Origin of the sequence: Actinoplanes sp. NBC_00393, assembly GCF_036053395.1 — a bacterium.
Classification (GTDB): domain Bacteria; phylum Actinomycetota; class Actinomycetes; order Mycobacteriales; family Micromonosporaceae; genus Actinoplanes.
On record NZ_CP107942.1, the window covers coordinates 8,349,048 to 8,361,636 of the forward strand.

12 protein-coding genes are annotated in these 12,589 nt (G+C 67.6%); 8 read left to right on the top strand and 4 right to left on the bottom strand.

Annotated elements, in window-relative coordinates:
* Positions 1-9: 9 nt before the first annotated feature.
* From OHA21_RS38650 to OHA21_RS38670, 5 genes are all read left to right on the top strand, one after another.
* A complete protein-coding gene (locus OHA21_RS38650) occupies positions 10-717 on the top strand; it encodes a dTMP kinase (protein ID WP_328463702.1) in 708 nt (235 codons plus the stop codon).
* Complete coding sequence (locus tag OHA21_RS38655; RefSeq protein WP_328463704.1) at positions 714-1,490, top strand: hypothetical protein; 777 nt, start codon at positions 714-716, stop codon at positions 1,488-1,490. The genes OHA21_RS38650 and OHA21_RS38655 overlap by 4 nt, the downstream gene beginning before the upstream one ends.
* A 23-nt stretch (positions 1,491-1,513) precedes the next feature.
* Positions 1,514-2,470, top strand: coding sequence for a phosphoribosylaminoimidazolesuccinocarboxamide synthase (locus tag OHA21_RS38660; protein WP_328463706.1), 957 nt, complete (start codon positions 1,514-1,516; stop codon positions 2,468-2,470).
* 91 nt (positions 2,471-2,561) lie between these two features.
* On the top strand, positions 2,562-3,239 hold the full coding sequence (locus OHA21_RS38665; RefSeq protein ID WP_328463708.1) for a 3'-5' exonuclease: 678 nt from the start codon (positions 2,562-2,564) through the stop codon (positions 3,237-3,239).
* Between the two features lie 3 nt (positions 3,240-3,242).
* Complete coding sequence (locus OHA21_RS38670; protein ID WP_442874956.1) at positions 3,243-3,902, top strand: mycothiol-dependent nitroreductase Rv2466c family protein; 660 nt, start codon at positions 3,243-3,245, stop codon at positions 3,900-3,902.
* 125 nt (positions 3,903-4,027) lie between these two features.
* On the opposite strand, the gene OHA21_RS38675 is transcribed toward OHA21_RS38670, so the two are convergent.
* Complete coding sequence (locus OHA21_RS38675) at positions 4,028-4,582, bottom strand: NUDIX hydrolase (RefSeq protein ID WP_328463710.1); 555 nt, start codon at positions 4,580-4,582, stop codon at positions 4,028-4,030.
* A 605-nt stretch (positions 4,583-5,187) separates the two neighbouring features.
* Here OHA21_RS38675 and OHA21_RS38680 point away from each other — a divergent pair.
* From OHA21_RS38680 to OHA21_RS38690, 3 genes are read left to right on the top strand one after another with little or no spacing between them, the layout of a single operon-like run.
* The gene (locus OHA21_RS38680; protein ID WP_328478809.1) at positions 5,188-7,056 is read left to right on the top strand and encodes an ABC transporter ATP-binding protein; all 1,869 of its coding nucleotides are present in this window, start codon (positions 5,188-5,190) and stop codon (positions 7,054-7,056) included.
* The gene (locus tag OHA21_RS38685) at positions 7,053-7,862 is read left to right on the top strand and encodes a nucleotidyltransferase domain-containing protein (RefSeq protein WP_328463712.1); all 810 of its coding nucleotides are present in this window, start codon (positions 7,053-7,055) and stop codon (positions 7,860-7,862) included. Before OHA21_RS38680 ends, OHA21_RS38685 begins: the two co-directional genes overlap by 4 nt.
* Complete coding sequence (locus OHA21_RS38690; RefSeq protein WP_328463714.1) at positions 7,859-8,260, top strand: MazG-like family protein; 402 nt, start codon at positions 7,859-7,861, stop codon at positions 8,258-8,260. Before OHA21_RS38685 ends, OHA21_RS38690 begins: the two co-directional genes overlap by 4 nt.
* Before the next feature lie 200 nt (positions 8,261-8,460).
* Here OHA21_RS38690 and OHA21_RS38695 read toward each other — a convergent pair whose 3' ends face one another.
* From OHA21_RS38695 to OHA21_RS38705, 3 genes are all read right to left on the bottom strand, one after another.
* Complete coding sequence (locus OHA21_RS38695; RefSeq protein ID WP_328463716.1) at positions 8,461-10,149, bottom strand: hypothetical protein; 1,689 nt, start codon at positions 10,147-10,149, stop codon at positions 8,461-8,463.
* 857 nt (positions 10,150-11,006) lie between these two features.
* Positions 11,007-12,239, bottom strand: a complete 1,233-nt coding sequence (locus tag OHA21_RS38700) for a molybdopterin molybdotransferase MoeA (protein WP_328463718.1) — start codon at positions 12,237-12,239, stop codon at positions 11,007-11,009.
* Between the two features lie 13 nt (positions 12,240-12,252).
* The gene (locus tag OHA21_RS38705; protein ID WP_328463719.1) at positions 12,253-12,585 is read right to left on the bottom strand and encodes a cupin domain-containing protein; all 333 of its coding nucleotides are present in this window, start codon (positions 12,583-12,585) and stop codon (positions 12,253-12,255) included.
* Positions 12,586-12,589 lie beyond the last annotated feature (4 nt).

Below are 12,589 nucleotides of genomic sequence, written 5' to 3' on the forward strand. Positions count from 1 at the left end.
GGGGCCTGCATGATCACCTCAGTACAGGCTGGTCCGCTCCGGGTGAGCGTCGAGGGCATCAACGGCGTGGGGAAGACGAGCGCCGCCCAGATGACGGCGGCTCTGCTCGGCGCCCGCGGGGTCCTGCTTGACGAGCTCACCGACCAGGTCAACGACGTGCTGCCGTCGAGGGTGATCGCCACGCTGAGCGGCACGGGTGACCCGTTCCTGCGGACCGGTCACCCGGTGGTGGAGACCCTCGCCTTGCTGGCGCTGCAGGTACGCAAGACCGAGCGCCTGACGGGGCAGCACCTGGCGGGTGTCGACGTGATCCTCGAGGACCGCGGTGTGGACTCCGTCGCCGTCTACCAGGCCGCCATCCTGTGCTCTGCATACCTGGCGGCCCGGCCGGAACAGGTGGCGCGCCGCATCCTTACCGATGCCCGGCGCTGGTGTGGCCTGCCCGACAAGACGCTCCTGCTTACCGGTGACCCGGAGGTGTGCACCCAGCGCTTCGGCCATCGCATCGAGCGGCCTCTGTCTGCCCAGGACGCCCATCTGATCACCGAGATCGACCGGCTGTACAGGGTGATGGCCGACGACGACCCCCAGCGCTACATCGTCCTCGACGTCGCCGACCTGTCACCCCAGGAGACCGTCGGTGTGGTGCACCAGACCGTGACCGGGCTCCTGGAAGGGCGACGGCACATCCCTGCCATGAGGAGACCTTCCGCATGACCGCTGTTACGGAACTGTCCCGGTGCACACGCGGCACGCTGGTCTCCGTCGAAGGGGTCACCGGAGTCGGAAAGACCTACCTGACCCGCCATGCCATCGACCTGGTGGACACCACGCCGTTGCTGCTGGAGGAATTCTCCGCGCGCACGGACGCCCAACCGGACTTGGGCGCGGCGCTGTTGCGGGCTCTGCGCGAAGCCAGCGCCGGCGATCCCTTCCTGCGCGGTGGGACACCCATGGCCGAGGCGCTGGTGCTGCTGGCCATCAAACGACACGATCTCGATTCCGTCCTCGCTGAGCTCGCCAGCGGCCGTCCCGTCCTCGAGGGCCGCGGCGTCGACAGCACCGCCGTGTGCCAAGCCGTCCTGCTGCACCCCGACGACCCGGCCGCCGCCCTCGCAACGGCGACCGCCCTGCTGAGCTTGGCGGCGTCCTACCGCCCTCTGCCGGACCGCACCATCCTGGTCACCGACGACCCTCACCGGGCGATCACCCGCGCTCAGCGCCGCGATCGGTGTGTCTTCACCGACGAGCAGGCGACCTTCATGCGCTCCGTGTGCGCCCTCTTCGAGCAAGTAGCAGCCACCGATCCCGCACGCTACCGCGTCGTGGATCGGCGCACCCTCGGAGAACACGACGCCACGCGCCTGATCGGCTCGTTGATCCAGAACACGGACGTCCAGCTCACCTGTGTCCGCGAACCGTGGCAGGGCCCGCAGGCCCCATGCATGTACTGCGGCCGACCTCAAGACGGTCTTCTCACCGGCGACTGAGTCCCTCGAGCCCGAGGAGCGTTATGCCCGTCCTGCATTCCACCAAGAATCTCAAGATCGTCGAACCTGCGACGGCGGACCGAACCGGCGTGGGCATCTTCGAGTACACCGACCACTACACCGTCTTCCATTACGGCCGGATGCCGGACTCGATACCCGGTAAGGGTGAAGCGACCTGCCGCATGGCCGTCTTCAACTTCCGGATGCTGGAAGCCGCCGGCGTGCCCACCCATTTCCGCCGGTTTCTTCCCCCGAACCGGATCGAGTTCGACCTGGCGCGGCTGCCCGAACCGGGGACCGGCCGACTCGCCGACAACACCCTGATCCCCGTGCAGGTCCTGGTCCGTAACGAACTTCCGCAGGGCAGCTCAGTGCATCGTCGGCTCGCCAGCGGAACGCTAACGCTCGACGAGGTCGGGCTGCCTGCCGTACCGAACATCGGCGAGCGGCTGCAGCCGCCGCTGATCGAGTTCGCCACCATGTTCGAGCTCGTCAACCGGTTCGTCAGCCGCTCCGAAGCCGTCCAGCTGGCAGGCCTGCGCGCCGGGCAGCTTCACGTCATGAGCGACATCGCGGTCAAAGCCAACGAGGTGCTGGCCGGGCACGCCGAACGGGTCGGCCTCACCCTCTCTGACGGCAAGGCCGAGTTTCTTCTGACGAACGACGCGCACATCGTGCTGGCCGACAGCCCCGGCACCCCCGACGAGGCACGCCTGCTGTTCAACGGCGTCCACTGCGGCAAGCAGGTTCTGCGGAACTGGTACGTGAACAACGGACTCGAGGTACCCACCGGCCGGCTGATCGCCGAGGGCGTTCCCCGGGACCTGTGGCCCGAGCCGGCATCTCTGCCCACAGCCTTCCTGCCGGTGATGTCGGACCTGTATCGGTCCCTGAGCCAGGCGTGGACAGGTGAGCGGCTGTGGAACGCACCCAGCCTGGACGACGCTACCCGCGTGGTCACCGAGGTCATCGGCCGGTGAGCAGCAAGGGCATCAGCCGCCGATCGCAGAGAACCTGCATCGCTCGCCTCCACGTCACCAGCGTCGAGGCAGGACGGACGGCGGTGAGTGGATGGGCGGCCTGACCGACGACGAGGCCTTCCGCAAGACGACGTTCGTGGTCATCGACTTCGAGGCCACGACACCCACCGGGTCGCCGGCGCAACCGGTCGAGGTCGCCGTTCTCGCGCTGCGTTACGACGGCGAATGGCGGGAGACCGGGCGCAGGACCTCGCTGATCCGGCCGCCCGCGTTCGCACCGGTGACACCGGCGTTCACCGCTCAGACCGGGCTGACTGCCGCGGAGCTGCAGGCCGCACCGACCCCGGCCGAAGCGCTGGGTGCGCTGGACCGCCGCTTCACGGCCGGCACGTCGTATCTGCTGGTTGCTCAGCACGCCGCCACCGAGGCCAACCTGATCTACCACCAGCGGCAGCACTGCCCGGCACTGGCCCGCATCGACCTGCTGGACACGATCCCGCTGGCCAAACGCTGCGTTCCCGGGCTGATCAACTACCGGCTGGACACCCTCCTTGCGTACTTCGGCATCGCCCAGCCGGCAGACCGACATCGGGCACCCGCAGACGTCGCCGTCACCGCGCAACTGTTCCGCCGGCTCATCGCCTTGGCACACGACAACGGTGAAGTCGACAGCCTGGCCGGACTCGTGAAGATCGCGGGGCGGGCGGCCCCAGGCAACGCGCCCGTGCAGGAGGAACTGTTCGAGATTGCACCTCAGGAAGCTGAGTAGCCCGTGAGCCGAGAGGACGGTGCGACCGTGGCGACCGACACCCCGCTGGAGCGCGAAGAGGTCCCGTTCTGGTTCGACCCGCTGTGCCCCTGGGCCTGGATCACCTCGCGGTGGCTGCTGGAGGTCGAGCAGGTCCGGCCCGTACGCGCGGACTGGCGCATCATGTCGCTGGCCTACCTGAACCTCGAGCAACGCGAGGGCGAGGGCCTCAGCGAGGACTACCGGGCGCTGATGGAGCGAGCGTGGGGGCCGGTGCGGGTGTGCGCGGCCGCCGTCGAACACGCCGGTCCTCAGGTGCTCGGCGGCTTGTACACCGCCATCGGTGTTCGGCTGCACAACCAACGACGCCGCGACGATCCCGCGGTCCTGCCCGAGGCCCTCGCCGACGTCGGTCTTTCCGAGTCGCTGGCTGCCGCCGCGGCCAGCACCGAGTTCGATCAGCAGATCAAGCAATCGCATCATCAGGCGTTCGACGAGGTCGGGCTCGACGTCGGCACACCCGTGCTGCGCATCAGGGGCACGGCTCTGTTCGGGCCCGTCATCACCCCGGCACCGCGAGGGGAGGCCGCCGGCCGGCTGTGGGACGGCCTGGCTCTGATCGCGGGGACCGACGGATTCTTCGAGCTCAAACGCACCCGGACCCGTAAAGCGTCATTCGAGTGAGACCACTGGTCGCACGTGGGGACGCGGCCGGGGCGTGTGCGCTGAGCCGCGCGCGAGTCGACCTGCCTGCTCAGCGGCACTGTGCCGGGCTGTTTCGGCCGGCGCAGTCTGGGAGCCGGTCCGGCTCAGCCCATCCGGCCGGAGGGCGCGCACGCGCGGCGGATCCGGGGTCCCACCAGACGCTCGGCCTCGTCGAGCGGGTACCACGCCGCACTCGTCACCTCCGATTCCTGAAGGCTGCCCACATCGCCTGTCGTCGTGAAGGCGTATCCCAGGTCCAGATGGAAGTGTTCGGGCTCATCTTTCTTGGGTCGAGCAGGTACCCGGCCGAACTCGACATAGACGGGTTCCTGGGATACCGCGACGACCGCGTCGGGGTCGATGCCGGTCTCCTCCACAAGTTCGCGCACCGCGGCGTCGATCAGCGTCGTGTCGGCCGGCTCAAGATGCCCGCCGGGTTGCAGCGGAATCCCATACGCGAGGTGCCCGACGAGCAGGATCTCCTCGCCGCGGGTCAGCAGCGCACCGACGGTCACGTGCATGTCGAAATTGCGGCGGGAGGCGAAGTTCTTGCCTCGAGCCAGCAGCTCGACCGGCTCGGCCAGCAGCGTCTTCTCCTCGGGATACCGGTCGAGATAGGCGGTGAGGGCTTGCGCAATCTCCGAGTCAGCGATCGACACGAGACGCCTCCAGAGCAGTCGGATTCATTACGTTTGCCGACACAGCACATGCCTCACGCTTTACGGCTTCGCTGGCCGGCAATGGCCGAACCCGGCGAACCTACCGCGTCCGTCAAGCCCGCACACGCACAACGACTCACGTGTTCTGGCGCAAACACCCGGCGGTGCGATCAACCTGCGCGACGGGGTCACTGCCGCACCCGTCGACCGCAGCCCGTCGAGCGCACGCTCAGCAACGTCGATCTGGCCTCGTGGACGCCACTGCCGATCGCGGCAGCCGCCACAGTGGCGAGGCCGGTAGACGTGAGCGGTCTACGACACGCGGTGTTCGACCATTTGTGCGAATGCGTTGCCCGGTTAGACGGACTGCGTCGTGTCAGCGACAGCCCGCCACCCCGGGAGGCGAGTACCGATACGGGGGTGACTCCACAACATGCCGCCTCCCTCCCAGTTCCGACGATGCGGACCGCCCGACAGGAGGAAATGAGCAGGTGAGCGCCGTTGTGGACAAGCCCAACGCTGATCCGAGTATCCCGGCGCAGAACGGGGGAAAGCCTACCGAGGCGGTCCTTCCGGAGTTCCGGCGCAGCTGGTGGGAGACCGGCATGCGTGCCCGGGCGGATGCCGGTGTGCTCGGGGTCTTCGCCGAGCTTCCTGGCCTGATCAGCAAAGCGGTGCGGGTGGCGTGGCGCGCCGACCGGCTGCGCACGGTGCTGGTAGCTGTCGCGACCGTGGGTGCCGGCTCGATGGCTGCATTCGGGCTGCTGGCGACCCAGCGGATCCTGATCGAACTGTTCGCGGCCGGCCCGACCCCGGACCGGGTCCGTGCGGCCGTGCCGGCGCTGGCGTGGCTGGCCGTGGTCACCGCGATCCGCGGCGCGCTCGGCATGGTCGTCGGATACGCCCTCAACGGGCTCACACCGCGCGTGCTGCTCGACGTAGAGAAGGAACTGTTCGCCGACACCACCGCAGTCGAGCTGCGGGCCTTCGACGACGACCAGTTCGCCGAAGGCATGGAACGGGCAACCCGCGGCACGGAAGCCGCGATCGAGCTGGTGCAGACGGTGATGAACCTGCTTGCCGGCCTGGTCAGCCTGCTGGCAGTCGTCGTCGCCGTGGTGGCCATCCACCCGCTGCTGCTGGTAGCCCTGCTCGTAGCGACCGTCCCCACCGGGTATGCCGCCCTGCGCGCCGGCCACGTCAAGTTCGGCAGCTACCTGGCCTCCTCCACCCGACGGCGCCGGCAATGGGTGCTGCAGCGACTGATGGCCGAACGTGACTCGGCCGCCGAGCTGCGGTCGTACGGCCTGCGGCCGTTCCTGCTCGGCCTGTACGACAGGGTGATGGGCGCACAGGTCGCCGAGGAGCTACGGGTGGCCCGGCGGGTCACCACCACCATGAGCATCGGAGCGACGATCGGCGGCGTCGCCTTGACGGGCGTCTACGTACTGCTCGGTGTGCTGCTGATCAACGGGCACATCCCGCTGGCCGCCGCAACTACCTGCGTGATCGCGGTGCAGGCGGCACGCAATTCCCTGTCCACCGTGACGTTCCAGGTCGACAGGGTCTACACCAGCGGCCAGTTCTTCAACGAGTACGTGCGGTTCCGGTCGACCGCAGCCCACCACCTCCCGGCCCGCGACACTGGCAGCGCCGCCGGCCCTCGGCGGGTGGCGCAGCCGTTGGCTGAGCTGACCGTTCAGGGTGTGAGCCTGCAGTACCCGGACAGGCAACGGCCGGCAGTTGACCAGGTGACGGTGACGATCCGGCCGGGCCAGACGATCGCTCTCGTCGGCGAGAACGGCTCCGGCAAATCCACCCTGGCGGCGATGATCGCCGGTCTGCGCACCCCGACCGCGGGCACACTTCTGTGGAACGGCCACCCCTACGCCGCCTACGACATCGACGATCTTCGCGGCCGGATTGCGGTCGCCATGCAAGATCATCACCGCTGGCCGTTCAGCGCGTCGACGAACGTCGCCATGGGCGACATCGGTTCCGACGCCGAACCGGAACGGATCGAGGCAGCCGCCCGCAAAGCGGCCGCGCACGACATGATCCTGGAGCTGCCGAACGGCTACGACACCCTGCTGGACAAGACCTTCAAGGACGGCTCGGACCTGTCCGGAGGGCAGTGGCAACGGGTGGCTGCCGCGCGAGCATTCCTCCGGGACGCCGACGTCCTGATCATGGATGAGCCGTCGTCAGCGCTCGATCCGCGCGCCGAACACGCCCTGTTCCAGGCGCTCCGTGACCGGCAGGGCACCAAGACCACCATCCTCATCACCCACCGGCTCGCCAACATCACCCACGCCGACCAGATCCTGGTTCTCCAGCACGGAGCGCTCATCGAAGCCGGCACCCATCGCCAGCTGATGGCAGCCGCAGGCGCCTACGAATCGCTGTTCACCCTGCAGGCGGCCGGTTACCAGAGCGAACCGTCTGCTGTTGCATCTGATGCCGGTGCGGCATGAACACGTCCGCCGCCACTGACGCGCTCGCCCGGCTGACGCAGGCCCGTACAGCTTGGCTGCATCAGGCACTCGAGGTCTTTTCCGCACACCGGTTCGTGGCAGCGGTGTGGGTCGAAGGGTCACTGGGGCGCGGCGACGCCGACGCGTTCAGCGATGTCGACCTGGTGCTGGCCATCGACGGATCGGCGCCGCCCTCGGTGTTCGCGGATCCAGTCGCAGGGCTGGGACTGCCCGGCCGCGTGCTCTACACCCGCGACAAGCCGAAGAACGCCCCGGCCGGCGGCGCCTACCGGGCGGCGTGCGTCGAGCTGGTGGCGTTGCCGGTCCTGGCCGACCTCTACCTGTGGCCGGCGGCGACGGCCACGATGTCGGCCGCCGCCCGGCTGCTGCTCCAGCGCGGTGACCCGCCACCGCGCAGCGATCTGAGCTTCCTGCCGCTGATCAGTCAGTACCCCAGCGGGGACACCCGAGACAGCGACCCGTACCAGCCACAGACCGTTCTGATACTGGTACAACTAGCCGCGAAACACCTTGCCCGAGGCGATCACGAGCGGGAAGCCTCGATCCGCCGGCAGCTGCGCGATCCGGCACACGCAGGCGATGCCGCTGCGCTACGGCGCTTGCTCGCAGCCCGTGTCGACTCTAAGGCGGGCTCGTCGCTGGACGGAGCGGTCACCGCCGTGCACCGGCTGATCGAGATCGCCGAGCACCAGGCCGCGGTCGCACCGAAGACCGCGACCTCCCGGTCCGGACTCGCCACGACGACGGCCAGGACACCGCCGACCGGACCCGGGACCACCTCATGACCGCCGGCCAGGAGACCTCGCCGCACGCCGATGACCCGCTGGTGCCGGACACGTTCACCGCGCTCGTGGCAACGGTGCAAGCGCTGAACCTCCGGTTCCCGAACCACAACGGTCCGTTCGAACGAGTGACCCGGCTGGCTGAGGAATCCGGTGAGCTCGCCGCAGCGGTCAACCACGCCGAGGGCACCGGCATCAAGCTTGCCAAGCATGGCCCGTTCGATCCGGCGCACCTGGTCAAGGAAGTCATGGATGTGCTGCGCGCCGCGGTCGGGATCGCCGCGCACTACGACGTGGTCGACGACCTGCGCACGGCGATCACCGACCACTACCAGCGGCACGTTGCCCTGGGTTTGATCGAGGTGCCACCGCCGGGCGGAGATCAGCATGGTGACCGCTGACCGCCGCCCGGCTTCGGGGGCCGAGCTGGTGCCGACGTGGCGTGACGGTGGCCGCCAGGTCCGGCGAGTATGGGCGGCATACGCGATCTCGCAGGCCGGCCGCGGCATCGGCACGGGCGCGCGACATCCGCCGGCGCCAACATCGCTCAGGGCGAGCGGTCCGCGTCCCACAGCCGGCGACACCTGGACGTCACGGTGGATCAGCCTTCGGTCTGCTCTTCCAGATGTCGGGTCATCTGTTCCAACAGTTCGTCCGTCAGTTGCTGGAAGGCGTCGGTCTCGAACTGCGGCCGCCGGAGCGGTACGCCACGCGTATCCAGGAAGTGCTGGAGCGGAATCTCCGGGCTTTCCGAACGCCATGCAGTGACGAGCCCGCCTGCGTCATGACCATCCTCGACGGCGCGCTCGAGGAAACCGAGGTCATGGAGAGTGACGACGCCCAGTGGCATGACGCGGTCAGACTGAAGGGTCGCAATCCCCTTGGTGATCTCTTGGACCCGATTGTGTACGGCGGGGTTCCAGGGCAAACCGTCTTCCGGGACCACGATCAGCGGCACGAACTTGGTGTCGGGCGGCATGGTGCGGCCACTCGCCAAAAGAGGGAGCTGCTCGGTGAGCAGGTCGATGGTAGAGGCCATCTGGGAAGCCTTACGACCGGCAAGGGCACGGCTAACCTCTGTGTTGAGGTCGTCCGGCGACGCGAAACCTCGGACCAGTGCTTGGGAAAGACGCCGGTTGTTGGCGTCCAGGCAGAGCCAGACGTTCCCACAGTCCACGACCCAGTCGGACACACTCGGCTGATCCCTTTTGATCCACCAAGCACCCCACATCTCGTCCTCGGTGTAAATCTGCTTGAACACCCCGGTAGCAGGGAAGATTCTCCACAGTGTCGATCCGACGCTGTGCTCGAACTGCTTGTTCAGGCTGGACCGAAACGCCTGCTCGCGGCCCTTATCCGTCATCAGGCCCGTGCTGCCGTCCATCTTTCCGAGGTGCTTACGGACATCGAACTCGGGAACCTGGCCGAAGGCACGTTCGAGGACGTAGCCGAGCCGGATGACCTGTACCGAGCCGTCTGGAAGCTGCACGATCGGATGTGTGCGCAACTCGTTGAAGGCCCACGGTTGCTGTGCCGCGTCGTAGCTAGCCGCGTGTGCCTGAAGGTCCGCCAACGACACCGATGTCGCATCGAGGAATCGGTCGACAGCGGCGGGATCGATGCCGATGCGGCGAAAGAACTCCGGAGGGAAGCGCAGGTAACGGTGCTGTTGAGCCTGCACCCAGAGGTGCACCGCCACCCCGAAGAACGAGTCCAGGTCGCATTTCGTCGCTTCGGCGAACAGCTCGGCCGGGGTTCCGCCCGCCAATGTCTGCAGCTGCGGATCCACAGAGGACGCCCAACCACTGCGCCAGGTGACCTCGGCACGTGCGAACAACGGCACCGGGTAGGCGCCGACGTTGAAGTACTGGTTCGCCATCATCTCGGCCGCCAACGAGGCCTCCAGGCCGCCCCATCGCGGTCCCGCCTCGTCACGCAGCTGCCCCACGCTGTCGGCGATGCTCCACACCGCCCGCAGCACCACATCCAGATCACTCAGGTCGTCACGAGCCGAACCTGCCGGGCAAAAACGCAAGGCCTCCATCATCGAAACAAGAAGCAGTTGCGGCGGCAACAAACGCCGGCCATCCCGCAGCGCTTCCCGAGCACGCGTAACCGCCGGGCGGGGCAGCACCGACACCCAACCGGCTTCCACACTTGCCGGTGAAACATCGCCGAGGTCCAGGTCCCGAAGCATGCCGCTGAGCAAGGCGAGGGCCTGACCCACCTGGACCTGACCCCACAGCTGCTCCCGAGCCGAACGATCCATGACCTCGCCGAAGATGTCCATGCTGGTCACATGAGGACGTCCCAGAATGCTCCACGGCGTCCGAGAACCCGGCCGTCCCTCGGGAAGCCACAAGCTGCTCATACCCAGACACGCTAGACCGATGCCCACAAAGGGACAAACCTATTTCGATCCTCCAAGTGCGGCCCGGCATGGTGCGCCGACGGTCGACACAACGTGAAAGAGGAGCCATTACCGGGCCTGAGTTCGAACGATGATCGACCGCGACCCGGTGCCAGCGGCGCGAGAACGCGACCGCCAATTCGGCGAGTTTCCCGCAGCCGAAGGTTACGCACGGTAACGGCTGACGACTCACCGGACGGGCCGATGGCGAGCTGCAAAAGTGGAGGATAGGGCCTCGATCGACAGACTTTTGACACGCGATCACCATCGGATCACCACGGTCCCACTAGGCGGGATTTTGGGCTTCAAAAATGGGAAGAAAAAAGGCCGTGACCCTTGTTCCCGCAGGTCACGGCCTTGATCTTTTGTGCGCCCGAAGGGACTCGAACCCCTAACCTTCTGATCCGTAGACAGCGGAGCAATCGCTCGAGGTCAGGGTGTACATCAAGATCTGAATGCCCGCCCGATTTAGACGCAATTGATGGCTTCGCCTAGCGCCAGGCCCTATCTCACATATCGAGACGCATGCGACCACAGCAGTTCGGCGGGGGATTTTGAAGACGCCTCGCCGCGGTGGGCCCGAAATTGACGAGATTTCTGCCCTGTTTGGCCATGGAGGACGCGGCGATTTCGCCTGGTGTGCGGTGAACCGAGCGTCGGCATGATACCGCGAGAGAGAAGCACATCGTGGCTTTGGCGGCTCGATCGATGGCGGCTGTTGCTACGAACGTCGTGACCTATGTGTGCAGCATCGCCAGAAGCTCAACGGCTCGTTTCGTCTGCCATGACGGTGGTATCACCGCGAGGGCGTCGGCCTGGGCTGCCGGACCCAAATATCCGGGATGGGCACCGTCGATGACTCGCACCTCGTGGTGGTGCCATCGCACCGGGACGAGTCTGGTGTGGCGGACTGCTGGTCGGACGTCACCATCAAGAACGGCAGCGGGCAGGTTCGGCAGAGGTCGCGCGGCGAGCCCGGCGAGAAGTGGCTGGATCAGGGTATAGGCGGCTGCGAGGGCGGCGAAGGGGTTGCCAGGTAGGCCGATCAACCATCCAGAGCCTGCTTGGGCGAGGACTTGGGGGTGTCCCGGTCGGCAGGCGACACCGTCGATGTGGACGGTCGCGCCGACTTCGGCGAGCGCGTCGTGGAGACCGTCCGCGGGGCCGACGGAGGATGATCCGCAGACGAGGGTGAGGTCGGTGTCGGTCAGGGCCCGGTGCACTGCGTTGGTGAGAGCGGTCGCTGGGTGATCCGGGATCCAGCTCAGCTCGACGACGTCGGCGTTCCACGCGGCCATCAGTGTCTTGAGGACGGGGCTGATGGCGTCTCGGACCTTGCCGTGCGGTGGGACGCCTGTGGTGACGATTTCGTCGCCGGTCACCAGGATCCGCACGGTGGGCCGTGTTCGGACGGCGACGGTGTCGAGTCCGACACTGGCGGCGAGCCCTAGCGCGGCGGCGGTGAGGACCGTGCCGGCCGGCAGCAGTGTTTGCCCGGCCTGCACGTACTCGCCGGCTGTGCGAATGTGACGGCGGTTGCTGGAAGGCGAAGAAGGCCCGCAGACAAGGTCTGCTCTGCGTTCGGCGACCTCGTACGGGACGACGCGGTCGGTGTGCGGCGGTACCGGGGCGCCGGTGGCGATCTCGACCGCCTCTCCGGGGGCCAGGCCCTCGGGGGTGGCGCCGCCGGCGAGGACGTGGCCGACCAGCCGCCACGGGCCAGGTCCGCGCACCGCGTAGCCGTCCATCGCGGCGTTGTCGAAGCCGGGCAGCATGCTCGCCGCACGAACCGGCTCGGCGACGGTTCGACCGGCAGCGTGTGCCAGCGGCGCTTGCTGGACGCCGAGCGGTGTGGGTAGCCGATGTGCGACCAGCCGTGCCTGTGCCCAGGGCATTGCTTGGCCCGTATGCCCGTCGGCGGTGGTTCCGCTGGTGGGCGTGCCGGCGTGGTGTTTGCTGACAATGGTCACGTCGGGGCCCTCTTCAGGCGAGTTTGGCGACGGTGAGCAGCACGGCGGCGTCTTCGAGGGCTTCGAGGGTGTGCCGGGCGTCGGGCACGGTGAGCAGGTCACCCGCGGCGCCGTCGCAGGAGGTGTCGTGGGTGGCGAGGCGGACCCTTCCGTGCAGGACGTGGACGGTGGCTTCGCCGGGGTTCTCGTGTTCGTCCAGGGCTTGGCCGGCGCGCAGGGCGATCAGGGTTTGCCGCAGGGTGTGGGCGTGTCCGCCGATGACGGTGTGGGCGCTGCGGCCGCTGGAGGAGCCGCGCGCCGTTTCGAGGTGCTGGATGATGAGGGAGACCAACGATGACTTCTGCATGACA

Bases quoted from the DNA above. Each gene is read 5' to 3' on its own strand.
- OHA21_RS38705 (WP_328463719.1), bottom strand. From the start codon at position 12,585: ATGCAGAAGTCATCGTTGGTCTCCCTCATCATCCAGCACCTCGAAACG.
- OHA21_RS38695 (WP_328463716.1), bottom strand. From the start codon at position 10,149: ATGGACATCTTCGGCGAGGTCATGGATCGTTCGGCTCGGGAGCAGCTG.
- OHA21_RS38685 (WP_328463712.1), top strand. From the start codon at position 7,053: ATGAACACGTCCGCCGCCACTGACGCGCTCGCCCGGCTGACGCAGGCC.
- OHA21_RS38680 (WP_328478809.1), top strand. From the start codon at position 5,188: ATGCGTGCCCGGGCGGATGCCGGTGTGCTCGGGGTCTTCGCCGAGCTT.
- OHA21_RS38660 (WP_328463706.1), top strand. From the start codon at position 1,514: ATGCCCGTCCTGCATTCCACCAAGAATCTCAAGATCGTCGAACCTGCG.
- OHA21_RS38665 (WP_328463708.1), top strand. From the start codon at position 2,562: ATGGGCGGCCTGACCGACGACGAGGCCTTCCGCAAGACGACGTTCGTG.
- OHA21_RS38690 (WP_328463714.1), top strand. From the start codon at position 7,859: ATGACCGCCGGCCAGGAGACCTCGCCGCACGCCGATGACCCGCTGGTG.
- OHA21_RS38655 (WP_328463704.1), top strand. From the start codon at position 714: ATGACCGCTGTTACGGAACTGTCCCGGTGCACACGCGGCACGCTGGTC.
- OHA21_RS38650 (WP_328463702.1), top strand. From the start codon at position 10: ATGATCACCTCAGTACAGGCTGGTCCGCTCCGGGTGAGCGTCGAGGGC.